This window comes from uncultured Cardiobacterium sp. (assembly GCF_938028825.1).
Classification (GTDB): domain Bacteria; phylum Pseudomonadota; class Gammaproteobacteria; order Cardiobacteriales; family Cardiobacteriaceae; genus Cardiobacterium.
This window is the reverse complement of record NZ_CALIZP010000090.1, coordinates 1-23,453: the sequence shown is the minus strand read 5'-3', so window position 1 is coordinate 23,453 and position 23,453 is coordinate 1. Positions and strand designations below refer to the sequence as shown.

Here is a 23,453-nt window from a genome sequence, read left to right as displayed (position 1 = left end):
CCCTTTGCAGGCAATCAGTTGAGTGGATACTCGTGTTTAATCCGCATCATTTTTCCGGCGCAGTTCGTGAATGTAGCGGGCGACATTCAGGTAGCAAGGATCTTTGGATAGTGCCAATTCACGCGCGGTGAGTTCGTCCGCGCTGTGGCGGGCGCGATCATGGGCTTTCATGTAGTCGTAAAAACAGCGGATGGCCGAGCGGTGCACGGGGGACAGTGCAAGTTGAGCCAACAGGGTGGCGACGTCTTCCGGACAGCGTGGGTAAGTGGGTGTGAGTTTGGCGGTTTTGCGGTAAGGATGCAGGCCCCGGTCAAGGTAGGCGAAATTGCCGAACACGTGCTGGGCAAAGCGCAGGGCATGCGCGTTGTAGTACATCAGCGAGAAGTGCCCACCCGGGCGGATGCGGGCGGCACAGGCGGCGAGTAATCCGGCGGCATCTGCGACCCATTCCAGCACCGCATGGCAGCAAACGAGATCGAATTGTGCATCGCCCAGAGCCGTGTCCAGTGCGAAAGCGTCCGCCTGTATGAACGTAACCGGCAGATTCAAGTCCTGCGCGGCAGCGCGTCCTTTGCCCAGCAGCATTTGGGACAGATCGGTGACGGTTACTTCGTGCCCCTGAGCCGCGTACCACAAGGCCATCTGCCCTGCACCGCCGCCAATATCGAGAATGCGCAGTGATGTCTCCGCCAGCAACGGTTGCAGGTCGCGTTGCAGGACGGCGAGGCGAATGCGGCCTTTGGTGGTGGCATAGATATTTTTCAGGAAATGCCCGCCGATGCGGTCAAACAGGGCGTCGTTTGTCGTCATCATCTTTATTGCAATGCGTCACGGGCATAAAAAATCGGGCGTTATGCCCGATGAACAGAGAAGAAAAAATGGTCGGGGAGACAGGATTTGAACCTGCGACCTCTTCGTCCCGAACGAAGCGCGCTACCAGACTGCGCTACACCCCGAAAGAAGGCGCGGATTATACACGCAAGGGAACGCTTTGCAAGCGGAATGCCGGAGCGCGGCGGAAGTCTTTGAAAAAGCGCAGAGTGACGCGGAAAAATGCAGGGACATGTCGTAAAAACGATACTTGACCACCCCCAAAGCCGGCGCTACTTTGTGCGCCCTTTCCCGCAGAGCGCATTGATGCAAACAGCCTTACGATACGGACTCCTCGCCCTCGGCATGTGGCTGCTGGGCGGATGCAGCAGTTCCTCGCCCTACCAATACGAACACAACGACGTCATCGCCCTTGAATCCATCAACGGCGACAACAACGTTGACGACTATTATGAATATCCCGCCCTGCTCAGCATGGAAGATGACGGGGCGCTTTCCTCTTTGCCGGCCGGCGGTCTTTCCCCGCCGCCTGTCCCGGATGTTGTCGGCGGTGATTACGCTATCCATGACATAACCCCGCGCGAGATTCCGCCCCCGACCATCAGCGCCGCCGCATACAGCGGCAGCATCGAAGGCGGCAGCGACATCAGCGGCATCGCCCACGCCTACCTCAGCGCCCTCTACCGTGGCGACGGCGAAACCGCCTGGCGCTATGCCTTCGTTCCTTACAACCCCAAACAAAGCTGGTGGGATGAACAAACCGCCAAAGGCGCGCTCTTGATGAAGGCGGGCAGCAGTGAATACTTCGCCGCCGAAAAACAGGGGGTGCGCAATATCGAGATTACGCCACAAAGTATCTCGCCGGAAGACAACGCCGCCAGTGTCAATGCCCGCATTCTTTATGGCAACGGCAGCAGCAGCGATCTCGAGCTGAAAATGATGAACCGGGGGGGCAAATGGCTCGTACCGCAAGAATAAAACGGCTCGTTGTCTGCGCGATGCTTTTCCTCACCGCTTGTGCCGCCTTGCCGGGGAACAGCGAAGAAAAAGAAGTCGGCAAAATCGCCGAACATTTCATGCAAACCCTCGTCCACAGCGCGCGGGGGCTGGAAAAACAGACCATTGCCGACATTGCCTTCCTCGATAACCATACCGCGAACAGTGACGAAGGGCAGAAACGCCTGCGTCGCGCCCTGCAAATGATGGGGCAATATTTGCGTCAGGCCTTCACCGAAGCGGGCATTGACAGTGATAAAGCCGTCTTCACCGCCAAAAAAATGGATATGGAAACCAAAAATGACGATGAACAGGCTCTGGTCATCCTCTATGCCTATCAGCCGGATAAGAGCAAAGTGGTGGACGGCACCGCGCTCATCACCCGCTGGCGCAAAACCGCCGACGGCTGGAAGCTGGACATGAATCCTTACCTCGACAATTTCCGCAGCAGCAAATAAACAAGCCCTACCGGGGCTTTTTCGGGGTTTCCGGCATCTGCACAAAATCCGCTGCCTGTTTCCATGGCGGGACGCACTCATGCCAATCCGTTATCGGTTCATAGAGAATCCGCCTTTCCTCCACAGGCCATACGCCGTTACAGTAGGCACTTCGTCCCCCACAAATAAGGAACAACCATGAGTCGCATCACCCTGCAAACCGTAGCTACCGCCCAGGACGCCGCCAAACCCCGCTTACAGGCGGCGCTGGATGCCAACGGCTTCCTGCCCAACCTGCTCGCCGTCCTTGCCAACGCGCCGACTGCGCTGCAAATGTATCAGGAAGTCGGCAAAATCAACGCCGCGACCAGTCTCAGTCCCACCGAAATCGAGGTTATCCAGATTACCGCAGCGGCGGATAACGGCTGCGATTTCTGCGTTGCCGGGCACAGCAAAATCGCCAAAGCCAAACTGCGCCTGGATGACGCCACGGTATCCGCCCTGCAACGGCGCACACGACCTGGCGACGGCAAACTCGCCGCCCTGCAAACCTTTACCCTCGCCATCATCAACAAGCGCGGCAAGGTGAGCGATGACGAACTGCAAGCCTTCTATGCCGCAGGTTATGGCGAGCAGCAGGCACTGGAAGTCATTCTCGGCGTGGCACTCGCCACCTTGTGCAACTATGCCAACAACCTCGCACAGACGGAAATCAACCCTGAATTGCAGCCGTTTGCCGCACCGGCAAGCAACTGAGCAGCCGTGATGGTGCTGTCCGTATTCCTGCGGCCTTTCCGAGAGACAGTCATTCCAAATAGAACCGGCACGATGTGATGTTGGCAAGCCGCTGACCGGGTTCCCCGTTTGAAACGGCTACATACGAAAAAGCGCGGCAAGAGCCGCGCTTTTATTTTGTCCGGAACCGTGTTACCAGCCGACGTAGAGGGTGATGAGGGTGGCGGCAATCGCGATTGCGTAGAAGGTGTTGCGGGTGCGGTTGCCGATGTGGATATGCAGGTCGTGCAGCACATAGTAGAAGCGGTGCACACCGTGCCAGAGCATGGCGAAGATGATGCCGACCAGGATGAGGTACACGAAGTTGTTGGCGACAAGACCGTGCAGACTGTGGTAAAGCTTTGCCGGGTCGCCGATGAGGCAGAAGGGCAGCAGTACGCAGAGGACGAAGATAATCGGTGCCAGTGCGAGGGCTGCGATGGTGCCGCCGACCGAGAAGAGTCCCCAGTAGATGGGTTTCAGATGGTGGGTGTGGCGGATGTTTTCGTATTTGAAACGCCACCAGTAGTTTTTGGTGCTTTGTTCGTTCATGGCTGTTTCCTCAGGACAGGACGGCGACGAGGATGATAAGGATGGCGAGGACGCCGCCGAATGCCGCCCAGCCGCCCCGGATGATGATGTTGTCCGGTACGAATTTTTCGCCGCGCTGGATGCGGATGGCTTTCGGCATGGCTTCAAACCAGGTTTTGCTGTTGAGCAGCGAGGCGACGATGGCGACGAGGTTGATGAGCAGCATCAACGGATTGTGCTGGAAGTGGGCCCAGCCGAGCCAGGCGGCTTCACTGTTCGCCAGGGCCGCGACGCCGTAGAAGAGGTTGAAGGCGGCGATGGCGGTGGTCACGCTGGTGAATTCGCGCAGCATGTACCAGCGGTAGGTGTGGTTCGCCATGTACCAGTCGTCGGGTTGGGCGTGGTGGTAGGGTTTGCGTGCCATGTCATGCCTCTTTTGCGTTGTGGGGGTGGGCCGTGGGTTCTGCCGGTTTTTTCGGCGTCACTTTTTCGGGATGGACGAGGTTCGCGCCCCAGTAGGGGACGGCTGTCGCCTTGACTTGCTGGATGGCGCCCGCCGGGTCAACGTGTTTCGGGCAGACTTCGGAGCAGCTGCCGACGAAGGTGCACGGCCAAACGCCGTTTTCGTCGATAAGCGCGCTGTAGCGCTGGCGGTTGCCTTCGTCGCGGTTGTCGAGGTTGTAGCGCTGGGCGAGGGCGATGGCGGCAGGGCCCAAATAGTCGGCATTGATGCCGATTTGCGGGCAGGCCTGGTAGCAGAGCATACAGTTGATGCACATGGCGTACTGCTTGAATTTTGCCAGTTGCGCCGGGGTTTGCAGGTATTCTTTTTCGGCGAGTGCGCGCGGGTTTTTGGTGATGATGAAAGGGCTGACGGCGTTGAGTTTGTTGATGAAGGGGTCAAGGTCAACAACGAGGTCTTTTTCGATGGGGAAGTTGTCCAGCGCGCCGATGGTGATTTCGCCGACGTCGGCAAATTCGCGCACGAAGGTCGAGCAGGCGAGGCGCGGTGTACCGTTTACCACCATGCCGCAGGAGCCGCAGACTTCCATGCGGCACGACCAGCGGTAGGCGATGCTGGGGTCGAAGTCGTCTTTAAGGACGCCCAGGGCATCCAGGATGGACATATCGGGTGTCCATTCGATTTCAAAGGGTTGCGCCCAGGGTCTGTCGTCCTCGTCCGGGCGGTAGCGCATCAGGTTGATTCGGATTTTTTGTGTCATGTTCTTGCCTCTCAATGGTTCGCTTGTTCTGCTTCTGCACCGTACACGCGTTTGGCGGGCTGGGATTTGGTGATGCAAACGTCGCTGTAAGCAATTTCCGGCTTGTCTCCCTCGCGGTGGAAAGCAAGGGTGTGTTTGAGGAAGCGGTCATCGTCACGTTCGGGGTAATCCAGCCGCTGGTGCGAACCGCGCGATTCGGTGCGCTGTTCGGCGGAGTAGATCATGGTTTCGGCGACATCCAGCAGATAGCCGAGTTCGATGGTGGTGAGCCAGTCGGTGTTGAAGGTGTCGCTGTGGTCGGTAACGCGGACGTTTTGGTAACGCGCTTTCAGTTCCTTGATTTTGGCGCTGGCGCGGGCGCAGTTTTCGGCGCTGCGGTAGATGCCGATTTCCGCTTCCATCATCGCGGTGAGTTCGCGGCGGATGTCTGCCGGTTTCTCGCTGCCGCCGCTGCGGTTTTTCAGTTCGAGGAAGGGCAGCCAGGCTTTTTCGGCAAGATTGGCGAATTGCTCTTTGCTGGCGTGGTAGCTGCTGCCGCTGGCGCGTTTCCAGGCGTCTTCCCCGGCGACTTTGCCGAAGACGCAGAGTTCGGCGAGCGAGTTCGAGCCGAGGCGGTTTGCGCCGTGCAGGCCGACGGATGAACATTCGCCGACGGCAAAGAGACCGTGCAGGCGGGTTTCGCAACGCTGGTTGGTTTCGATGCCGCCCATGGTGTAGTGCGCGGTCGGGCGGACGGGGATGGGTTCATGCACCGGATCAACGCCGACGAATTTTTTCGCCAGCGAGCAGATGAACGGCAGGCGTTCGGTGAGGTAGGCTTCACCGAGGTGGCGCAGGTCGAGGTTGACCACATCGCCGCGCGGGTTCTGCACGGTGCGCCCCGCTTTCCATTCGTGATAGAAGGCTTGCGAGAGTTTGTCGCGCGGGCCGAGTTCCATGTATTTGTTCTTCGGTTCGCCGATCGGGGTTTCCGGCCCGAGGCCGTAATCTTGCAGGTAGCGGTAGCCGTCCTTGTTGGTGAGGATACCGCCTTCGCCCCGGCAGCCTTCGGTCATCAGGATGCCGGAGCCGGGCAGACCGGTCGGGTGGTATTGCACGAATTCCATATCGCGCAGCGGTACGCCGTGGCGGTAGGCGAGCGCCATGCCGTCGCCGGTGACGATGCCGCCGTTGGTGTTGAAGGCGAAGACGCGACCTGCGCCGCCTGTGGCGATGATGACGGCTTTGGCCTGCACCGCGCGCAGGACGCCGTTTTGCACGTCGTAGCAAAGGACACCATGCAATGCACCCTTCTCTTCAATCAGGTCAACGGCGAAATGCTCGTCCAGGCGGTGGATATTGGGGAATTGCAGCGAAGTCTGGAACAGGGTGTGCAGCATGTGGAAGCCGCTCTTGTCGGCGGCGAACCAGGTGCGCGGGATTTTCATCCCGCCGAAACGGCGCACATTGGCGCGGCCATCCGGCTTGCGCGACCACGGGCAGCCCCAGTGTTCGAGTTGAATCATCTCTTCGGTGGCGTGTTCGACGAAGTATTGCACCACGTCCTGCTCGCACAGCCAGTCGCCGCCCGACACGGTGTCGTTGAAGTGGTATTCGAGCGAGTCGTCCTCACGCACCACGCCTGCCGAACCGCCCTCTGCGGCAACAGTATGGCTACGCATCGGATAGACTTTGGAAATCAGGCTGATTTTGGCGTTCGGCGCGCTGCGGGCGATTTCGATCGCAGCACGCAATCCGGAACCACCGGCGCCGATAATGGCAACATCGGACTGGATTATGTCCATAAAAATACCTCTTGTTTATGCCTCTTGTTGAATTGTGGGTATTTTAACACGGCTTGGCCACGCAAAGGTATTTTTATCGGGTTTTCTTTAATGAAAATAAGAATTTATAAGAACCAATCGGGTCCCCATTGATTCACATCAAGGCGGCAGCAGACAGTCTCTTCCGTGGAAATCATTGCCGCTGCGCCAAATAGTGCCGGTTTTCAGCGTCCGCCGGTGCCGAGGCGTTCGCGCAGGACTTCCATGCGGGTTTCGAGGTCGTGCAGGGTGCGGGCGCGCATGCCCGCGTGACCGTTGCGGATGAGATCGTGGGTGGCACTGATGAGTTGCAGCAGTTGGCGGCGGTTGTGTTCGCCGAGCTCGGCGGCAGGCAGTTGCAGGTAGAGCAGGCTGATGTGCGCCAGTTCGGGCAGATAGACGGTGAGTAGCGGGCGGTTGGCGCGGATTTTGTCATCATCGCCGCCGAGTTCGCGCAGGTAGGTTTCGCTGTGGTTGCAGAGTTGTTCGAGCAGCAGGCCGATGCGTTCGCCGTCGGCACGGCAGCGGTATTGCACGGCGTTGTCGCGCAGGGCGGCGAGGTCGGCGGCAGCGCGCGCCAGCAGCTGTTCCTGGATGGTGGGCGCTTTGGCGGCAGGGGTGGCGCGGTATTTGCCGAGGTATGCCGCCCACAGCCACGGCAGGGCGGCGAGCGCGAGGCTGGTGATGAGCGCCAGCAGCCACGCGCCGGTGGACGCACTGCCGCGCCAGATAACGCCGTGCACGAAGGCGGCACCGAAGTAGAGGCTGATAAGACTGGCGGTGGCGTAGCAGCAGAAGCGGGCGGTGCGTTTATTGGCGTATTTTTTCAAGGTAGGCCTGATGGGCGGCGGCTTCTGCGTCGCTGATGGTGATGCTTTGCCAGCCGCCGCCGGTGGCAGGCGGTGCGGTGCGGGCGGTTTGCACAGCAGCGGGTGCGGCGGTTTTTTCGGCGACGGCGGGGGTGGGGGCGAAGTCGAAGCCGGATTGTTCGGTGGTCAGGCGCAGATAGACTTCGGCGAGGAGTTGCGAGTCGAGCAGGGCACCGTGCAGGCTGCGGTTGCTGTTGTCGATACCATAGTATTTGCAGAGGACATCAAGGTTGTGCCGCGCGGTCGGCACTTTGGCCTTGGCGAGTTGCAGGGTGTCGGTCAGCCGGAAGCGGTCTTCGAGTTTGAATTTGAGTTTGGCGAGTTTGAATTCGCGATTGAGGAAGGACTGGTCGAACGGCATGTTGTGGGCGATGAGTTCGTCCGCGCCGTCGAGGTAGGCGAGGAGTTCGCCGAGGATGGCGGCGAAGGTCGGCTCGCCGGCGACGCGTTCGTTGGTGATGCCGTGCACGCGCACGGCGTCGGGGTCAATAATTTGTTCGGGGTTGATGTATTGGTGGAAGTAGTTTTCGGTCGGGCGGCGGTCGATGAGCTCGATGCAGCCGATTTCGATGATGCGGTGGCCTTCGGATTTGTCGCGGCTGTTGAAGTTCATGCCGGTGGTTTCGGTGTCGAAGATGATTTGGCGCATGGGGTTTCCTTAGTTGATCGCGGCAAGGTATTTGGGATCTTCGTCGGCAAAAATGCCATCGCCTGCCAGTTGGCGGGCCAGTTGCAGTTCTTCGGCGGCGGCCGCATCGCCCAGCTCAAACAGGGTCTGGCCGAAGCGCAGGCGGATAAAGGGGTTGGTGGCCGCGCCCGGACAGGGCAATACCTCGCGGAATTTGGCGCAGGCACGGGCGTAGTCGCCGTGCAGAAACCAGGCATCACCAATGGCGGCAAGCAGCCAGGTCGCCGCTTCCCAGCGGGTTTTGGGCGCGGGCAGCAGGTTCCAGGCGTACTGGTAGGCTCCGATGGCTTGCGGGTATTTGCCTTCGGCGGCGAAGGTGTCGCCGATTTCGCAGAAGCGGCGGATGCGGGTGTGCAGATGCGGATCGAGGTTGATGTCGGTCATGGGGTGCCTTGTTGTGAGTCAAGCTGATGTATGCGGTCGCGTGTTACCCGGTTAACGCCGGGCAGACGCGAGAAGTGGGCGACAGCCTGCGCCATGTCCCTGTTTGCGGGGATGGCGACGGCGCGCAGATGGCGGTAGCGGTAGAGCAGGCGTGCGCCATACTGCCCGGCGGCGGCAAGCAATGTCTTTTCTGCCTGCGGGGTGTCGTAGAAGATGATGAGGTTGCGGCCGGACGGTGCGTCGGCGGGTTCCACCGGACCGGTGGCGGGCGGTGATGGCGGCGCACAGGCGGCAAGCAGGGCGCAAAGGATGGGGAGGACGGCTTTCATGGCGGCTGGGGCGGAAAAACGGCGCGGATTGTACGGGGTTTGCGCGGGGCATGCTATTGCAAGCCGCGTTTTCGGGAGTGGATAACCGTTTTTCAGACGGGACATTGCCCGTGGCATATTGCACAAACGTATATGCGAACATTTATAGTCATTTCAAATGGAAATGATGCGGCGTTGGCGGGTCGTGCCGCACCGGTTGCGCTGTCTTCGGCTTGCCGCCTCGCCTCAATCCTGTTTGAACAGACTATATTTCTTCATGCCAACAAGTGGTTATTCATTTTGCAGCGGGAGTGACGGGAATGATATGTATCACGCGCAGTAACAAGTTTTGCACCGCGCCTTTTCTTGTCCCATAATGCCGCGCCTTATTGCCTTATTATGCCTATATTGGAGTTACATCATGATAAATCCCGTCGTTCTTGCCGTGTGCCTGATGCTTGTGCTGTCGCTGGCGCGCGTTCATGTAGTTTTCAGCCTGATTATCAGCGCCTTTGTCGGCGGGCTGATCGCCGATATTCCCGCCGAAACCATTCTCGCCGCCTTGCCGCCGGATGTGGTGGCGGGAGTATCCGAACCGGGCGTTATTTTAAAATTGAAGTATCTGGTCAAGGTGTTTGAGGAAGGCATTGCCGCAGGCACGGCAACAGCGTTGTCCTATGCGGTGCTGGGTGCTTTTGCCGTTGCCATTTCGTATTCCGGCCTGTCGCAGGCGATGGCCAATGTCATCGTCAGGCACGCTTCCCACGGCAGCGCCCATTATCTGAAATGGCTGCTGATTATCGCCCTGCTCGTCATGAGTATCATGAGTCAGAACCTGGTGCCGATTCATATTGCCTTTATCCCGCTGATTATTCCGCCGCTGCTGGTCGTGATGAACCGCCTCAATCTTGATCGCCGTATGCTCGCCTGCGTGGTGACTTTCGGTCTGGTGTGTACTTATATGTTCGTGCCGTATGGTTTTGGCGATATTTTCTTGAACAAGATTCTGCTCGGCAATATCACCAAGTTCGGCATGGATGTGTCCGGTGTCAATATCTATCAGGCGATGGCCATTCCCGCGCTGGGCATGGTGGCGGGGCTTGCGCTGGCGGTGTTTTACAGTTACCGCAAGCCGCGTCATTACAAGGATTTGCCGGTCGAGGGTGCAGCGGAGCAGATTCCGGTTAAGCCTGGCAATATCCTTATTGCCACCATTGCCGTCGTCGTCGCCTTTTTGGTGCAGAAATATACGGGCTCGCTGATTCTTGCCGGCCTGCTGGGTTTCGCGATTTTTATGGTTGCGCGCGTTATTCGCTGGCAACAGGCGGATACGGTCTTTAATAGCGGTATCCGCATGATGAGCATGATTGCCTTCATCATGATTGCCGCCAATGGCTTTGCAGCTGTAATGAATGCCACCGGCGGGATTGAGCCGCTGGTGCGCGACAGCATCGCCTTTTTCGGCAATAGCAAGGCGATGGTATCGCTTGCCATGCTGGTGGTCGGCTTGCTGGTGACGATGGGCATCGGCAGTTCGTTTTCCACTTTGCCGATTATTGCCGCGATTTATGTGCCGATTTGTGTGCATATGGGTTTTTCGCCCTTGGCGACGGTTTCCATTATCGGCACGGCCGGTGCTCTCGGCGATGCCGGTTCGCCCGCTTCCGATTCCACCCTCGGCCCGACGATGGGTTTTAATGCCGATGGTCAGCACAATCATATTAAGGACAGCGTGATTCCGACCTTTATTCACTACAATATCCCGCTGCTGCTCGCCGGCTGGCTCGCAGCAATGGTGTTGTAATTTTCTGTTTTTATGGTTTCTTTTATGTCAGTTAACAAATACAGCAAACATATCACCCAGGACGATACCCAGCCTGCCGCGCAGGCGATGTTGCACGCCATCGGCCTGACGGATGATGATTTACGCAAGCCGCTGGTCGGCATTGCCAGTACGGGTTATGAAGGCAATCCCTGCAATATGCACTTGAACGATCTCGCCACCCTTATTAAGGAAGGGGTGCGCGATACGGACAGCGTCGGCCTGATCTTCAATACCATCGGCGTCAGCGACGGCATTTCGATGGGCACGCAGGGAATGCGCTATTCGCTGGTTTCGCGCGATGTGATTGCCGATTCAATCGAAACCTTCATGCAGGCGATGTGTTATGACGCACTGGTGACGGTGGTGGGGTGCGACAAAAATATGCCCGGCGCGCTGATGGCACAGTTGCGCCTGAACCGTCCCTCCATTCTGGTTTATGGCGGCACGATTGCCGCCGGGCATTATCAGGGGCGCAAGCTTGATGTCGTCTCTGCCTTTGAAGCTTGGGGGCAGAAGGTGGCGGGGGCGATTGACGAACAGGAATATCGCGCAGTCATTCATTGCGCCTGCCCGGGCGAGGGGGCCTGCGGCGGCATGTACACCGCCAACACGATGGCGGCGGCAATCGAGGCGCTGGGCATGGCACTGCCGTTCAATTCGTCCACCCCAGCGGCGGGCGAGGCCAAGCGGCAGGAATGCCTGCGCGTCGGCCGGGCGCTGCGTTATCTGCTCGATAACGACATCCGCCCCTGCGACATCGTGACCCGCAAGGCGGTGGAAAACGCCTTCCGCCTCGCCATCATCCTCGGCGGTTCGACCAATGCCGTGCTGCATTTCCTCGCCATCACCCGTGCCGCCGGGATCCCGTTTTCCATCGACGAACTCGCCGCCCTGAGCGAGAGCACGCCGATGCTGGCCGACATGAAGCCGAGCGGCAAATACGTGATGGAAGATGTGCACCACATCGGCGGCGTGCCGGCGGTGATGAAATACATGCTGGAAAACGGCCTGCTGCACGGCGACTGCATGACCGTCACCGGCAAAACGGTTGCGGAAAACCTCGCCGCTGTGCCCGGCCTCACGGCGGGGCAGCAAATCATCCGGCCGCTGGAAAACCCCATCAAGGCGACCGGCCATATCCGCATCCTCTACGGCAATATTGCGAGCGAAGGCGCGGTTGCCAAAATTACCGGCAAAGAAGGGTTGTCCTTCACCGGCAGGGCAAAGGTCTATGAAGGCGAATTTCTCGCCAACGAAGGCATCGCCAAAGGCGAGGTGACGGCGGGAACGGTTGTCGTCATCCGCTACGAAGGGCCGAAAGGCGGCCCCGGAATGCCGGAAATGCTGAAACCGACCTCGGCCATCATGGGAGCAGGCTTGGGCAAGCAGGTTGCGCTGATTACCGATGGCCGCTTTTCCGGCGGCTCGCATGGCTTTGTCGTCGGCCACATCTCGCCCGAAGCGCAGGAAGGCGGCAATATCGCCCTGATTGAAGACGGCGACATCATCACCATTGATGCGGTGAAAAACACCATTGACGTTCATTTAAGCGAAGAAGAATTACAAGCCCGCCGCGCCAAATGGGTACAACCGCCCTTGAAAGAAAGTGCGCGCCGGGGTGTGCATTATAAATATGCGCGTACCGTCAGCTCCGCCTCCAAAGGCTGCGTGACGGATGAATTCTGATTATTGTGTTGCAAATAGGGGTGATACGGTGCAGGCAAGCCTGAGCGGATACCCATAAAAATTGCTACGCGATTTTTATGGGAAACCCGCGCCGCAGTTTCTGTACTGCCTTCGGTTTTGCCGCTTTATCTTATCCCTGCTTGAAACCACTATATCCGGCCATTCACACCGGGAGGAAACCCATGAAAAAACCGCTTGTCATCCTGCTCGCCACGCTTGCCGCCTGTGGTGTTCATGCTGCCGATATCGAACTGCCCGATCTCGGCAATCCCGAAAAACGCATATTTAGCGGCGATAAAGCGCGCAATATCGGCATGGCGGTCGAAGGCCGCCTGCGGCAAAACGGTGAACTGCTCGAACAGCCGGAAATCACGCAATATGTACGCGAATTGGGCAACCGCCTCGGCAAATACGCGCCTGCCGCTTCCGGTTACCATTTCTTTGTCATCGATTCACCCGCCATCAACGCCTTTGCCACCGGCGGCGGTTATATCGGCATCAACAGCGGCCTGATTGCCATGACCGATAACGAAGACCAATTGGCGGGCGTCATCGCGCACGAAATCGGCCACGTCAGCCAATCACATATCGCACGCTCCATCGCCAATGCCGAGAAATACGGCTGGATGCAGGCCATCGGCATGCTCGCCGGTATTGCCGTCGCCGCTGCCGGCGACAGCCCGCAAGGCGCACAAGCGGCAATTATCGGCTCGCAAGCCTATATCCGCGAAAAACAACTGGAATATTCACGCGCCCATGAACAACAGGCGGATGATGTCGCTGTGAAAATCCTGCGTAAAGCAGGCTATGACGAAGCGCAAATGGCAGTCTTCTTTGAGAAATTGATGATACACGGCAGCCAGCCGCCGGAATTCTTGTTGACCCACCCCTTGCCGCAAAACCGCATTGACCGCCAATTGGCAAAAGCGGAAAAAAACAAGTCCACCCGCAATCCGCTCGATTACCAACTCGCCAAAGCGGCCATTGGGCGATACAGCCGCTACAAACAGCGCGAATTCCAGCCTGCCGACCCGCTCGCCGCCCAATACCGCCGGGCACTCGATGCCCAGCGCCGCTATGACCGCGCCGCGCTGGCGGACATACTGTCTACCCTGCCTGCCGATAAAAACGCCGCCTTTGCCCGGCTGCATGGCGAAGAGGCGCTCGCCAATGGCAATAATCAAAATGCCGAGAACATTCTCGGCAATGCCTGGCGGCGTTGGCGCAATAATGAGAACCTGATTATCCCCTATGCCCGCAGCCTGATGGCCAGCGGCAAATACCGGGAGGCGGAAAAACTCCTGCAAGGACAAATCGCCCGTGATCCCGGTGCCGTGCAATATTACGACCTGTATGGAGAATTGCTCGACCGCGAGCACCGCAGCGCCGAACAATTCCTGCTTTCCGCCAAATACTACGCCCTGATTGGCGATTACAAACTGGCCGAGGCGCAAGTATCGCGCGCCCTGAAAGATCCGACATTGCCGGATAACGAGCGGCAGAAAGTATCCGGTTTGCAAAAACGCTACGAGAAAATGAAAGAGGAGGCAGAAAATGAAAAATGACAAAGAAAACAGCGCTTATGCAAAGAGAAGAAAGCGGCAGGCAAGTATTTTTCTGCTGATATGATACTGACGCTTTACATATTAGCGAATATGGATATATAATTGCGCCGCTTTCTTAAACAAACAGAGGACATACCATGAGCCTAGAAGAACTCTTCAATCAAGTCGATAACCTGAACAACGATGACTTTGAAGCCCTGATCAATCACATTGATCGCCAAAAGAAGAAACGCGCCCGCGATATTCTTTCCGAAGCGCAACGGCAGGCGGCACGATTCATCACCAGTATGGAAGGCAATAAAGGCCCGGTGCAACGTACGGTCATGCCGCCGCGCTATCGTAATCCCGCCAATCCGAAACAAACCTGGAGCGGCATGGGGCGCAAGCCGCAATGGTTCATCGAGCATCTTGAACATGGCGGTAACGAACACGACCTGCTAATCCAATAAATCCCTGCATGCCGCAAGAACGGATAAAAGGCACGATTCATTACCGTGCCTTTTTTATTTATCCCGCGAGGAAAACACAATGAGCGACACCATATTCCACAAAATCCTGGCCGGGGAAATCCCCTGCGCCAAAATCTACGAAGACGATCACCTTTTTTCTTTCATGGATGCCTTTCCGCAAAGCAAAGGGCACAGCCTGATTATCCCGAAACACTTTGCCACCGACCTTTTCGATGCCGACCCCGCTTCGCTGCAACACATCATCCTCTTCAGCCAGAAACTCGCCCGCGCGCAGAAACAGGCCTTGCAGGCGGATGGCATCCGCGTCGTGCAATACAACGGCGAGGCGGCAGGGCAAAGCGTCTTCTATTACCATATGCACCTGATACCGATGTGGGCGGGGCAAGCGCTCGGCGCACACGGCAAAGGGGCGGCGGATCTGGCCGGACTGCGCGACACCGCCGACGCCATCCGCGCCGCACTGACCAACTGAAAGCAGGAGAAAAGACATGTCAGCAGAAATCATTGACGGCAAAGCCTTCGCCGCCAACATCCGCGCCGAAGTCGCGCGCGATTGTGCCGCCTTCCGCGAAAAAACCGGCATTCAGCCCGGCCTCGCGGTCATTCTCGTCGGCAACGACCCGGCGAGCGAAGTCTATGTGCGTAACAAAGGCATCCAGGCCAAAGAAGTCGGTTTTGCCAGCCTTGAATACAAACTGCCCGCCGACACCAGCCAGGAAGCCCTGCTCGCCAAAGTTGCCGCACTCAACGCCGACCCGAAAGTACACGGTATCCTCGTGCAACTGCCACTGCCGAAACACCTTGACGCCGACGCCGTGCTGAACACCATCACCCCGGACAAAGATGTGGACGGCTTCCACCCCGTCAACGTTGGCCGCCTGTGGACGGGCAACCCCGTTTCCATTCCCTGCACCCCGCTTGGCTGCTCGCTCATCCTGCGCGACCGCCTGGGCGACCTCGCCGGCAAACGCGCCATCGTCATCGGCAGATCCAACATCGTCGGCAAACCGATGGCGGCATTGCTGCTCGCGGCGAATGCCACCGTTACCATCGCCCATTCACGCAGTCCCGACCTGCCAGCCCTCTGCCGCGAAGCCGACATCGTCATCGCCGCCGTCGGCAAGGCGCAACTCGTCAAGGGCGACTGGCTGAAACCCGGCGCTATCGTTCTTGACGTCGGCATCAACCGCATCGCCGATGGCGAGAAAACCCGCCTCGTCGGCGATGTGGACTTTGCTTCGGCCACGGCAGTGGCAGGCGCCATCACCCCCGTGCCGGGCGGTATCGGGCCGATGACCATCGCCTGCCTGCTGCGCAACACCCTCGCCTGCGCCGAAGCCCTGCATGGCCGCAAATAAGGAGGACAACGCATGAGCCAGGAAATCGGATTCTTCTACGGCAGCACCACCGGCATGACCGAAGACGTCGCTTATCGCATCGAGGCCTACATCAAAGAAAAACACGGTCTGGAAATCGTCCCCATCAACATCATCGACCTTGACGACCCGAACGACATGTTCCTCTACAAGCGCATCATCCTCGGCATGCCGACCTGGAACTACGGCGAATACCAGGACGACTGGGAGCAGGTGGTGGACAAAATCGCCTCGGCCAACCTTGAAGGTACGGTAATCGCCATGTTCGGCCTCGGCGACCAGATCGGCTACCCCGAATACTACCTGGACGCACTGGGGATGATTGGTGAACAACTGAGTGCGCAAGGCGCGACCTTCATCGGCGAATGGCCGACCGACGGCTACAAATTCACCACATCCAAAGCGGTGAAGGCAAACGGCAACTTCATCGGCCTCGCGCTGGATGAAGACAGCCAGCCGGAGAAAACCCAGGAACGGCTGGAAGCGTGGGTGGATCAAGTTCTCCCGCAACTGCTCGCCTGACCGACAAAAGCCCGCTTCGCGGGCTTTTTAACAGCGGTGCTAGGCAGCGGGATAATGCCTGCTGACAACCACCAATCCACACAAGGACACCCCGTGGCACAAATCCTCACTCCCCTGAAAAAAAGCAAAATGACGGTCGGCGAAAAACGCTTCGCCCAGCTCCTGCATGACTACCTCGATGACGACTATCTCGTCTGGTACAACGTCGCTACCAGCGGCAGTATCCGCCGCTATCCGGATTTCCTCATCTTCCACCCCGGTCACGGTCTGTGGTGCCTGGAAATCAAGGACTGGCATATGGGCAATATCAAGGGGATGGACAAGGAACACGTCATCCTGAAAAGCGGCGATCAGCGCATCACAACCGCCAACCCGCTGGAACAGGCGCGTGGTTGCTGCCTGCCGATTATCGACCGCATGAAAAAAGACAGCCGCCTGCGTCATGCCGACGGCAAATACCAGGGCAAACTGCTCTTCCCCTGGGCCTTTGGCGCCGTAATGTGCAACTGGCAGCGCAGCCGCATCAGCGAAGCCGCACGCACACTACTGGAAGACTGCTTCCCGCCGCATCTCACCTGGTACAAAGAAGACATTGAAGCGGGCGGACTGGATCGCGACGCCTTCCTCGCCAAACTGCATGCCATGCAGCCCTTCCGCCCGCTGGATCTTCTCACCGCCGAGCAAAGCGAGCGCGTGCGGGCGCACATCTACCCCGAATTCATCATCGAAGAGCCGCAAAAAAGAATTTTTGAAGTAGAGCCTGATCACGACGACATCATCCACATCATGGATGCCAGGCAGGAAGAACTTGCCCGCAAACTGGGCGAAGGCCACCGCGTCATCCACGGCGTGGCGGGTTCAGGCAAAACCATCATCCTGCAACACCGCGCCCGCCAGCTCGCCGCAGAAAACCCCGACAAGCCCATCCTCATCATCTGCTACAACATCATGCTTGCCAGCCTGCTCAGGGCGCGCCTTGCCGGCGTGCCACACCTTGAAATCCACCATTTCCACGAATGGTGCGGGGAAATGAAAAGCAGCTATGGCATCGGCGTTCCATTCAGCAATAACTATCCCGAAGCGCTGGCCAATGCCATCTGCACCGCCGTCGCCGATGGCCGTATCCCGGGCGGTCAATATCATGCGGTATTGATAGACGAAGGGCACGACTTCGCCGAAGACTGGCTGCGGGCACTTGTCAAAATGCCGGAAGGCGCAGACGCCAAAGAACAACGGCTACTTTTTCTCTATGACGATGCGCAGAATCTCTATTTTCCCGAGCGGCACGGTCTCAACTTCTCACTAGCATCCGTCAATATTCGTGCTCAAGGACGTACCAGCGTCTTGCACATGAACTACCGTAATAGCGAAGAAATCTGCCGCTATGCCGATGAATTCAAGCACCGCTTTATGGACGATACCCCCATTGATATTACAGACGGCATCAATATTTTTACCTCTGAACCAGAAGAAGAGGAACTTGTTGATAATGATGATGGGCAGAGCATCCCCACCGTCGCCGTTGAAGCGGGCGGTGAACACAGCGGTCACGAACCGGAATTTCTGCGTTTCGCCTCGCGTAGTGAAGAAATCAAGGCCATCATCGCCAAAATCCATGCCTGGCATAACGAAGGCGCGGCCTATGGTGATATTGCCGTCCTCTGCCACACCAACAAACAATGCGAGGCTCTGGCCCATACCCTGGGCAATGCCGGCATCCCCCTGCAAAATCCTGTCAGCAGCGCCGAACGCAAAAACTACCGCCCCGATCCGCAGCGTTTGCTGGTCTGCACCATCCACAGCAGCAAAGGCGGCGAATTCCCGCGCGTTATCGTCGCAAGCATCGATAACCTGCCGGATAACAACGAAGCGCAACAGCAGCAAAATGCCCGCCTGCTCTACGTTGGCATGACCCGGGCACAACACTATCTCTGTCTCACCGCCGCAGGCGAAAACACCTACACCCGCTATCTGCCGCAAACCGTGATAGACACCCCGCGCCACATCACCGGCAGCCACGCCCTGCTTGACTACTACGGTTGCGATGCCGCCTTGCTTGGCGACGCCGAAGGCCTTGAACGCATCCTGCGCGAGGCGGCGCAAGCGGCGGGGGCGACCATTCTCGCTGCCCATTTCCACCATTTCGGCGCGGGGGCGGGCGTGACCGGCGTGTTGCTGCTCGCCGAATCGCACCTTAGTATCCATACTTGGCCGGAACACCGCTTCGCCGCTCTCGACGTCTATCTCTGCGACGGCGACATGGACAGCGCCTGCCGCGTACTGGAAACCGCACTCCGCCCCGCACACAGCAACCGGCGCATTATGCCGCGCGGTAGCGGCGGCGATGCCGCCGCGTGACGGCAAGGAATCGTTGCACCGCCCTGCTGCCTAGCCTCATTCCCATTTGAAGCGACGATATAGTTAATCAGGATAAAAATACGACAATAATGCTTCCTCAAAAGTACTGCATTTGGGGCATAATTTTTCTCACGTATTTTTTTGGGCGGTAGCCTGAAAAGTATGCCGGACTGGACAAAGCCATAGTTGATGTCGTGAAAAACCGGATTAAAGGCCTTGAAGTGGTAGAGCAATTTCTCTGAAAAACAACAGGTTTTCCTCACAATCCGCCTGATCCGGTGTCTCAGATAACAATTATTACCTCCAATTCCCACCGTATATTTCTTGCCAATATTCGATTTTTCACTGCCAAATACTTCAGCAAAACTCCGCCACTTATCCATCACGATATTCCCATAAGTCATCTTTAGATCGTTTAAACGCGTTTCCAGTTCCCTAACCGTGGCAATATCTCGTTCCCCCGGGCAGCCACTATCTCGCCGCCACTACGGTCATAAGCGTAGATAAGCCATACCTTGTTCTTTTTACTGCCAACACGAAGGTCCAAAGTTCATCTACTTCTAAAGCGTCGTAATGATTTTTCTCAGGAAGAACATGGTGTTGTGACGTTTTCGGTACCTTCTGTACCTTGTACCTGCAGCATCCCGTTATTTCGGAAATATCACGAATGCCACAATTACGAACCAGCATTTTGAGGATAATTTTAATAATGTTTGAACGACACCCAATATAGGTCAAATTATGGTCGCCAATAAATTGGCGACTGCAATCTTTGCAGAGGTAATTTTGTTTGCCGCCGCGCTTGGTGCCATTTTTCTTTATACTCTGCCCGTGGCAACGGGGGCAACAGAGTGTTGATCGTATTTTCACAGACACGATATAACGCATCTGCCCGTTGCTTTTTGGCTTCTGTTTACTGCCTCTGTCAGCATACTTTTTAGTACATCACCAAACATTGTGTTGCCTATCAGCAAATCACACACTTCTTCTGCGGTATTTCCCGCTCTTCCATATTTGCGCCGGTATGGAATATGGCGCGCTGCCTATCTCGTAGAGGGTGTTTCCTCTGAATCAGAAGAAAGAACCGGGTTGTTGCAGGAAGGCGGTTTCTTCAGCGCTGCTGGTGCGGCCGAGGATGGCATTGCGGTGCGGGTAGCGGCCGAAGCGGTCGATGATGGCCTTGTGTTTGCGCTCGAATTCGACGACGTGCGGCTCGGTATAGCGGGCGAAGGTATCCACGGCGGCGGCGTGGATGGCGACGCTTTCGCTGTGCATTAGCGGCAGCAGGGCGAATTGGTGTTCGGTCGGGCTGAGGGCGGCGAAGTCGTTTTGCCGCTGGATTTCCTGCGCGAGGATGAGCGCCATGCCGTCTTGCGCGAAGGCGAGCGGGCTGTTCCGGTGCAGGTTACGCGAGAATTGGTCGAGGATGATGATTTCGGCGAGGCGGCCGCGTGTGGTTTTGCGCCAGTGGCTGAGTTCGCCCGCCGCCGCCTGTTGCCAGATGCCGGCAAAGCGGGCGCGGATGCCGGCATCGAAGGCGTCGCTTTTGGCGAACCACCAAGGTTGGCTTTCCGGACTGAACCAGTAGTCAAGGATGGTTTGCGGAGTCATGGTTTCTCCTTTTTGGATGGTTTTATTTGCCCGCTCGGGCGCGTTCCTGCCGGATGCCGACCATGCCCGTGAATTCGCGGACGGTCATCAGCCATTGCTGTTGTGCAGGGGTATAGGTTTTGTGTAGTCCTTGCGGGATAACCAGTTGCATGTTTGCCGCCTGCATCTGTGCGGTCTGCTTTTCACTGATGCCCGGCTCGATGGTCAGCAGGTGCTTTTTCCTGATTCTTTTTGCTTCGTTGAGAATTTGACTTCGAGCATGGTCGGTTTTCCGTACTTTTTCGTACACGATAAGAATTTGCCTCTCAATAAAGCTGCATATGTCAATGCTTCGTCAAGCGGCGTGGTTGTTGGGTTTTGTCGCTTTGTGGATTTTTCCTAACCCTCACCCCAAACCCCTCCACCAAGCTCCCGCAAAAACGCTTATGTTTTGCGGAATGCGGCCAGTGAGGGAGGGGCTTTTTTGTCGTGTACGAATAGTCTTTAATTTTTCATCAAACGTAATTAGTCTGGCATCTCTTTATAAGATCCGTATTTTTCCAATATTTTTTTTGCGAGCATTTTCTTTACTCTCCTTTTGAGTAAAATAATCAAAAGTTATTAGATCGTATTTTTCACCATACCATAATGCCGTTTTCCTTGGCGTCCTATCTTTATTCCAAGATATCATGGATTCTTCATCAATACCAAGCACCTCGTGATCAACATTATAGTTTTCAAGTAAGGCTTTGTCAAAGTTAGCAAGCCAATCCCTATCAAGTTTTTCAGTCATATATCACCTATTTTTTCTCTATGCCTTGCGATGAAGGCAGGGTTGGGAACAAAGCGTTCCGGAAGCGTTATTGAGGTATCAGCCAGCGGCCAGAATATATCGCGTAGAAATTTGTCTTGTGTATCGCGTAGTGCTTTTGACAGGATTATGCGGTAGTCATCCGTCAGGGAGAACAGGTAATTATCGAAGGCTCTATCATGAATTGTCGATAAACACAGCCCATTGGCAGGGTCTAAGCGTATAGAAGCATCATCACGCCATGCGACGATATGACTGGCAACGAGGAAACGGCTGTCAGAAACGCCGGTTATACAGCACCGTCCGCCGTAGCTACTTAATACTGAGCGGCGGAAAAAGGCTTGTTTTACCCGCTGCTTGACAATCGTGATACGGGTTTCCCCTGTATAGCCTATATTCACTTCTTCTTCATCTATTTGATGCTGTATGTAGTTTTTTCGCAAATATACTAACAATGCTTCTGCCTGCTCGACTAAGCCATCCCAGTCATCATGAAATTCTTGCCAGATTTCTTTGTCTAACATAGAGGCATTGCTTAATCCCGTTCTGCCACTGGATTTGATGGTAGGGTCAATACTGGCAATGTTTACGCATTTCATTACGAGGGCGCTGGGTGTCCTGCCAATAAGTTGAGCAAGTTCTATAATTTTTTTATTTTTCGAATGTAATTGTCCAAATGGTGTCTGGCAGTAGAAATGGAAAGCAAGGATAGTTTGCTCGCGTGTCCAATTTCCTTTGGATGTAAAGGCATTTTCAGATGGGGTGATGATGTTATTCATAGCTGCAATAGGTTTGGGTAATTGCGCCACTATACACTGCGCCACATTCTCTATCATGGGTACGACAGCGGCGACGGAGAATTGTTTATACGCCTGCGTATCGCTTACCGGTATGCGGAAGGTGTCCGGGAATCCCATCAGGCGGGCGCATTCGCGCGGGGTCAGGCGGCGCGGGCGGCGGTTGTCCCCCTGCCAGACGAGGATTTCCGAGCCGTCCTTGTAGTAGCGGGCAGAGAGGGTGCGGGCAATGCCGTCGGGGCGCACCAGTCCGTAGCCGAAGCCGTTGCCTGCCGCGCGGTGTTTGGCTGCGTAGGATTGCAGGTAGTCCCACAGGCGGGGGGTGAGGGTGTATTTGTCCTGCACGGCCTGTTTTTCGTGGTTGAAGAAGCGGTCGTCATCCCACGGCAGCAGGGGTTCGGTGCCGTCGGTCTTGTGCAGGATGTCCGCGAGGCGGGGGTTGTCATCCGGCAGGTGCAGGTCGTGCCAGGAAAAGCCGTTCTGTTCGCGGAAGCCCGCGATGATGATGCGCTCGCGGTGCTGCGGGATGAAGTGCTGTCCGTCAATGACGCGGTAATGCACGTCGTAGCCCAGTTCGTCGCGCAGGGTGTGCAGGATGGTGCGGAAGGTGTTGCCGCCATCGTGCGAGAGCAGGTTTTTCACGTTTTCCAGCAGGAAGGCGCGCGGGCGTTTGGCAGCGATGATGCGCGCCACATCGAAGAACAGGGTGCCCTGCGTGGTGCATTCGAAGCCGTGCGGCCTGCCGAGGGAATTTTTTTTGCTGACGCCCGCGATGCTGAACGGCTGGCAGGGAAATCCGGCCAGCAGTACGTCGTGGTCGGGGATGTCCGCTGCGGGAAAGGTGGTGATGTCGCCAATGAAGGGGTGGTGGTCGCCGTGGTTTTCCAGGTAGGTTTTGCGGGAGAAGTCGTTCCATTCGCTGGTGAAGACGCAGGTGCCGCCGTGGGCTTCGAAGCCGAGGCGGATGCCGCCGATGCCCGCAAACAGGTCAATGAAGCGGAAGGCAGACGTTTCTGTCTCTCCGCCGGATGTCTGGCCGACAAGTTGCCGCAATGCGGCTTCCAGCATGGCCGGGCATGGGGTCTCGCCTTTTTCCCAGCGGCGGACGGTTTTGATGTCTTTGCCGACGTGGGCGGCGATTTCCCGCTGGCTGAAGCGGCTGCGTGCCTGCATGAGCAGGGCGTGGGATGGGTTCATGGGCTGTCTCTGGGTATTTTTACGGACATTATGCCCTGTCCCTTTCCCGTTTACACCCGTTTTATGGGATTTTGCCCGTGAGATGCGGTGTCAGCGGGCGCTTTGTACCGTGCCATCCCGCACGGCGCGCAGGGTGGTATCCACCTGGTTGGCGATTGCGCGCGGGGTGATGGTCGCGCCGGTGAAGCTGTCGATGTCACCGCCGTCTTTTTTCACGGCGAAGCGGGTGTCGTCCAGGCTTTTGCCGGCAAAGCTGTGTATCCATGGGCTGATGCGGGTATCGATTTTGTCGCCGAGGCCGGGGGTTTCTTTGTGTTCGAGGACGCGCACGCCGAGCAGGGTTTTGTGATCAGGCGCGATGCCGATGAGCAGGGTGATGTTGCCGTTGTAGCCTTTGTCGGTGTGGGTGCGGT

Annotated in this window: 25 protein-coding genes, 1 tRNA gene and 2 pseudogenes; 11 read left to right on the top strand and 17 right to left on the bottom strand. The window is 57.0% G+C overall.

What is annotated here, in order from left to right:
- Positions 1 to 36 precede the first annotated feature (36 nt).
- Positions 37 to 810, bottom strand: coding sequence for a methyltransferase domain-containing protein (locus Q0562_RS12900; protein WP_298645008.1), 774 nt, complete (start codon positions 808 to 810; stop codon positions 37 to 39).
- Positions 811 to 879: 69 nt separating this feature from the next.
- Positions 880 to 956, bottom strand: a tRNA-Pro gene (locus Q0562_RS12895).
- Between the two features lie 181 nt (positions 957 to 1,137).
- Here Q0562_RS12895 and Q0562_RS12890 point away from each other — a divergent pair.
- The 3 genes from Q0562_RS12890 (at position 1,138) to Q0562_RS12880 (ending at position 3,020) form a co-directional block, all read left to right on the top strand.
- Positions 1,138 to 1,809 (top strand): hypothetical protein, encoded by a 672-nt coding sequence (locus Q0562_RS12890; protein ID WP_298645007.1) that lies wholly within the window; start codon positions 1,138 to 1,140, stop codon positions 1,807 to 1,809.
- 20 nt (positions 1,810 to 1,829) lie between these two features.
- Entirely contained in the window at positions 1,830 to 2,285 is a 456-nt protein-coding gene (locus Q0562_RS12885) for a hypothetical protein (protein ID WP_298645006.1), read from the top strand.
- A 177-nt stretch (positions 2,286 to 2,462) separates the two neighbouring features.
- A complete protein-coding gene (locus Q0562_RS12880; RefSeq protein WP_298645005.1) occupies positions 2,463 to 3,020 on the top strand; it encodes a carboxymuconolactone decarboxylase family protein in 558 nt (185 codons plus the stop codon).
- Between the two features lie 171 nt (positions 3,021 to 3,191).
- Here Q0562_RS12880 and frdD read toward each other — a convergent pair whose 3' ends face one another.
- The 8 genes from frdD to Q0562_RS12840 all read right to left on the bottom strand — a co-directional run bounded on the left by frdD (position 3,192) and on the right by Q0562_RS12840 (position 8,864).
- Complete coding sequence (gene frdD / locus Q0562_RS12875; RefSeq protein ID WP_298645004.1) at positions 3,192 to 3,590, bottom strand: fumarate reductase subunit FrdD; 399 nt, start codon at positions 3,588 to 3,590, stop codon at positions 3,192 to 3,194.
- Positions 3,591 to 3,600: 10 nt separating this feature from the next.
- Positions 3,601 to 3,993, bottom strand: coding sequence for a fumarate reductase subunit C (locus Q0562_RS12870; RefSeq protein WP_298645001.1), 393 nt, complete (start codon positions 3,991 to 3,993; stop codon positions 3,601 to 3,603).
- Between the two features lies 1 nt (position 3,994).
- Positions 3,995 to 4,792: a succinate dehydrogenase/fumarate reductase iron-sulfur subunit gene (locus Q0562_RS12865; RefSeq protein WP_298644999.1), complete on the bottom strand. Its 798-nt coding sequence runs from the start codon at positions 4,790 to 4,792 to the stop codon at positions 3,995 to 3,997.
- An 11-nt stretch (positions 4,793 to 4,803) separates the two neighbouring features.
- Positions 4,804 to 6,576, bottom strand: a complete 1,773-nt coding sequence (gene frdA, locus Q0562_RS12860; protein WP_298644996.1) for a fumarate reductase (quinol) flavoprotein subunit — start codon at positions 6,574 to 6,576, stop codon at positions 4,804 to 4,806.
- Positions 6,577 to 6,779: 203 nt separating this feature from the next.
- Positions 6,780 to 7,424: a hypothetical protein gene (locus Q0562_RS12855; protein WP_298644994.1), complete on the bottom strand. Its 645-nt coding sequence runs from the start codon at positions 7,422 to 7,424 to the stop codon at positions 6,780 to 6,782.
- On the bottom strand, positions 7,405 to 8,112 hold the full coding sequence (gene dnaQ, locus Q0562_RS12850) for a DNA polymerase III subunit epsilon (RefSeq protein WP_298644991.1): 708 nt from the start codon (positions 8,110 to 8,112) through the stop codon (positions 7,405 to 7,407). The genes Q0562_RS12855 and dnaQ overlap by 20 nt, the downstream gene beginning before the upstream one ends.
- Positions 8,113 to 8,121: 9 nt before the next feature.
- Positions 8,122 to 8,535: a tetratricopeptide repeat protein gene (locus Q0562_RS12845; RefSeq protein WP_298644989.1), complete on the bottom strand. Its 414-nt coding sequence runs from the start codon at positions 8,533 to 8,535 to the stop codon at positions 8,122 to 8,124.
- Entirely contained in the window at positions 8,532 to 8,864 is a 333-nt protein-coding gene (locus tag Q0562_RS12840; RefSeq protein WP_298644986.1) for a hypothetical protein, read from the bottom strand. Before Q0562_RS12840 ends, Q0562_RS12845 begins: the two co-directional genes overlap by 4 nt.
- 403 nt (positions 8,865 to 9,267) lie before the next feature.
- Between Q0562_RS12840 and Q0562_RS12835 the strand changes: the two genes are divergently transcribed.
- The 8 genes from Q0562_RS12835 to speD all read left to right on the top strand — a co-directional run bounded on the left by Q0562_RS12835 (position 9,268) and on the right by speD (position 18,645).
- Positions 9,268 to 10,647: a Na+/H+ antiporter NhaC family protein gene (locus Q0562_RS12835; RefSeq protein ID WP_366144795.1), complete on the top strand. Its 1,380-nt coding sequence runs from the start codon at positions 9,268 to 9,270 to the stop codon at positions 10,645 to 10,647.
- Positions 10,648 to 10,671: 24 nt separating this feature from the next.
- Positions 10,672 to 12,354, top strand: a complete 1,683-nt coding sequence (ilvD, locus tag Q0562_RS12830; protein ID WP_298644981.1) for a dihydroxy-acid dehydratase — start codon at positions 10,672 to 10,674, stop codon at positions 12,352 to 12,354.
- Between the two features lie 182 nt (positions 12,355 to 12,536).
- Positions 12,537 to 13,919, top strand: coding sequence for a M48 family metalloprotease (locus Q0562_RS12825; RefSeq protein ID WP_298644978.1), 1,383 nt, complete (start codon positions 12,537 to 12,539; stop codon positions 13,917 to 13,919).
- A 137-nt stretch (positions 13,920 to 14,056) separates the two neighbouring features.
- Positions 14,057 to 14,368, top strand: coding sequence for an H-NS histone family protein (locus Q0562_RS12820; protein WP_298644975.1), 312 nt, complete (start codon positions 14,057 to 14,059; stop codon positions 14,366 to 14,368).
- 79 nt (positions 14,369 to 14,447) lie between these two features.
- Positions 14,448 to 14,861, top strand: coding sequence for an HIT family protein (locus Q0562_RS12815; protein WP_298644973.1), 414 nt, complete (start codon positions 14,448 to 14,450; stop codon positions 14,859 to 14,861).
- A gap of 16 nt (positions 14,862 to 14,877) precedes the next feature.
- Positions 14,878 to 15,747: a bifunctional methylenetetrahydrofolate dehydrogenase/methenyltetrahydrofolate cyclohydrolase FolD gene (gene folD / locus Q0562_RS12810; protein ID WP_298644970.1), complete on the top strand. Its 870-nt coding sequence runs from the start codon at positions 14,878 to 14,880 to the stop codon at positions 15,745 to 15,747.
- Between the two features lie 12 nt (positions 15,748 to 15,759).
- Entirely contained in the window at positions 15,760 to 16,287 is a 528-nt protein-coding gene (locus Q0562_RS12805) for a flavodoxin (RefSeq protein ID WP_298644967.1), read from the top strand.
- 93 nt (positions 16,288 to 16,380) lie between these two features.
- Entirely contained in the window at positions 16,381 to 18,645 is a 2,265-nt protein-coding gene (gene speD, locus Q0562_RS12800; RefSeq protein ID WP_298644964.1) for an adenosylmethionine decarboxylase, read from the top strand.
- A 173-nt stretch (positions 18,646 to 18,818) separates the two neighbouring features.
- On the opposite strand, the pseudogene Q0562_RS12795 reads toward speD, so the two are convergent.
- The 7 genes and pseudogenes from Q0562_RS12795 to Q0562_RS12770 all read right to left on the bottom strand — a co-directional run.
- A pseudogene (locus Q0562_RS12795) lies at positions 18,819 to 19,515 on the bottom strand (IS1 family transposase); the annotation flags it as partial.
- 201 nt (positions 19,516 to 19,716) lie between these two features.
- Positions 19,717 to 20,256 (bottom strand): DUF924 family protein, encoded by a 540-nt coding sequence (locus tag Q0562_RS12790; RefSeq protein WP_298644961.1) that lies wholly within the window; start codon positions 20,254 to 20,256, stop codon positions 19,717 to 19,719.
- 22 nt (positions 20,257 to 20,278) lie between these two features.
- Positions 20,279 to 20,566, bottom strand: coding sequence for a type II restriction endonuclease (locus Q0562_RS12785; RefSeq protein ID WP_298645106.1), 288 nt, complete (start codon positions 20,564 to 20,566; stop codon positions 20,279 to 20,281).
- A 210-nt stretch (positions 20,567 to 20,776) separates the two neighbouring features.
- The gene (locus Q0562_RS12780) at positions 20,777 to 21,028 is read right to left on the bottom strand and encodes a hypothetical protein (protein ID WP_298644959.1); all 252 of its coding nucleotides are present in this window, start codon (positions 21,026 to 21,028) and stop codon (positions 20,777 to 20,779) included.
- A complete protein-coding gene (locus Q0562_RS13860) occupies positions 21,025 to 21,570 on the bottom strand; it encodes an HNH endonuclease (RefSeq protein WP_366144794.1) in 546 nt (181 codons plus the stop codon). Before Q0562_RS13860 ends, Q0562_RS12780 begins: the two co-directional genes overlap by 4 nt.
- 285 nt (positions 21,571 to 21,855) lie before the next feature.
- Positions 21,856 to 23,040, bottom strand: a pseudogene (gene dcm, locus Q0562_RS13855) (DNA (cytosine-5-)-methyltransferase); the annotation flags it as partial.
- A gap of 90 nt (positions 23,041 to 23,130) precedes the next feature.
- Positions 23,131 to 23,453, bottom strand: a 323-nt coding sequence (locus tag Q0562_RS12770) for an RnfABCDGE type electron transport complex subunit G (RefSeq protein ID WP_298644954.1), incomplete at its 5' end; no start/stop codon positions are given.

Excerpts from the sequence above, each read along its gene's own strand:
- Q0562_RS12885 (WP_298645006.1), top strand. The coding sequence starts at position 1,830 with ATGCTTTTCCTCACCGCTTGTGCCGCCTTGCCGGGGAACAGCGAAGAA.
- frdD (WP_298645004.1), bottom strand. The coding sequence starts at position 3,590 with ATGAACGAACAAAGCACCAAAAACTACTGGTGGCGTTTCAAATACGAA.
- Q0562_RS13860 (WP_366144794.1), bottom strand. The coding sequence starts at position 21,570 with ATGTTAGACAAAGAAATCTGGCAAGAATTTCATGATGACTGGGATGGC.
- dnaQ (WP_298644991.1), bottom strand. The coding sequence starts at position 8,112 with ATGCGCCAAATCATCTTCGACACCGAAACCACCGGCATGAACTTCAAC.
- folD (WP_298644970.1), top strand. The coding sequence starts at position 14,878 with ATGTCAGCAGAAATCATTGACGGCAAAGCCTTCGCCGCCAACATCCGC.
- Q0562_RS12790 (WP_298644961.1), bottom strand. The coding sequence starts at position 20,256 with ATGACTCCGCAAACCATCCTTGACTACTGGTTCAGTCCGGAAAGCCAA.
- ilvD (WP_298644981.1), top strand. The coding sequence starts at position 10,672 with ATGTCAGTTAACAAATACAGCAAACATATCACCCAGGACGATACCCAG.
- Q0562_RS12840 (WP_298644986.1), bottom strand. The coding sequence starts at position 8,864 with ATGAAAGCCGTCCTCCCCATCCTTTGCGCCCTGCTTGCCGCCTGTGCG.
- Q0562_RS12900 (WP_298645008.1), bottom strand. The coding sequence starts at position 810 with ATGACGACAAACGACGCCCTGTTTGACCGCATCGGCGGGCATTTCCTG.
- Q0562_RS12880 (WP_298645005.1), top strand. The coding sequence starts at position 2,463 with ATGAGTCGCATCACCCTGCAAACCGTAGCTACCGCCCAGGACGCCGCC.
- Q0562_RS12815 (WP_298644973.1), top strand. The coding sequence starts at position 14,448 with ATGAGCGACACCATATTCCACAAAATCCTGGCCGGGGAAATCCCCTGC.
- frdA (WP_298644996.1), bottom strand. The coding sequence starts at position 6,576 with ATGGACATAATCCAGTCCGATGTTGCCATTATCGGCGCCGGTGGTTCC.
- Q0562_RS12780 (WP_298644959.1), bottom strand. The coding sequence starts at position 21,028 with ATGACTGAAAAACTTGATAGGGATTGGCTTGCTAACTTTGACAAAGCC.
- Q0562_RS12865 (WP_298644999.1), bottom strand. The coding sequence starts at position 4,792 with ATGACACAAAAAATCCGAATCAACCTGATGCGCTACCGCCCGGACGAG.
- Q0562_RS12870 (WP_298645001.1), bottom strand. The coding sequence starts at position 3,993 with ATGGCACGCAAACCCTACCACCACGCCCAACCCGACGACTGGTACATG.
- Q0562_RS12845 (WP_298644989.1), bottom strand. The coding sequence starts at position 8,535 with ATGACCGACATCAACCTCGATCCGCATCTGCACACCCGCATCCGCCGC.
- Q0562_RS12890 (WP_298645007.1), top strand. The coding sequence starts at position 1,138 with ATGCAAACAGCCTTACGATACGGACTCCTCGCCCTCGGCATGTGGCTG.
- Q0562_RS12825 (WP_298644978.1), top strand. The coding sequence starts at position 12,537 with ATGAAAAAACCGCTTGTCATCCTGCTCGCCACGCTTGCCGCCTGTGGT.
- Q0562_RS12820 (WP_298644975.1), top strand. The coding sequence starts at position 14,057 with ATGAGCCTAGAAGAACTCTTCAATCAAGTCGATAACCTGAACAACGAT.
- Q0562_RS12805 (WP_298644967.1), top strand. The coding sequence starts at position 15,760 with ATGAGCCAGGAAATCGGATTCTTCTACGGCAGCACCACCGGCATGACC.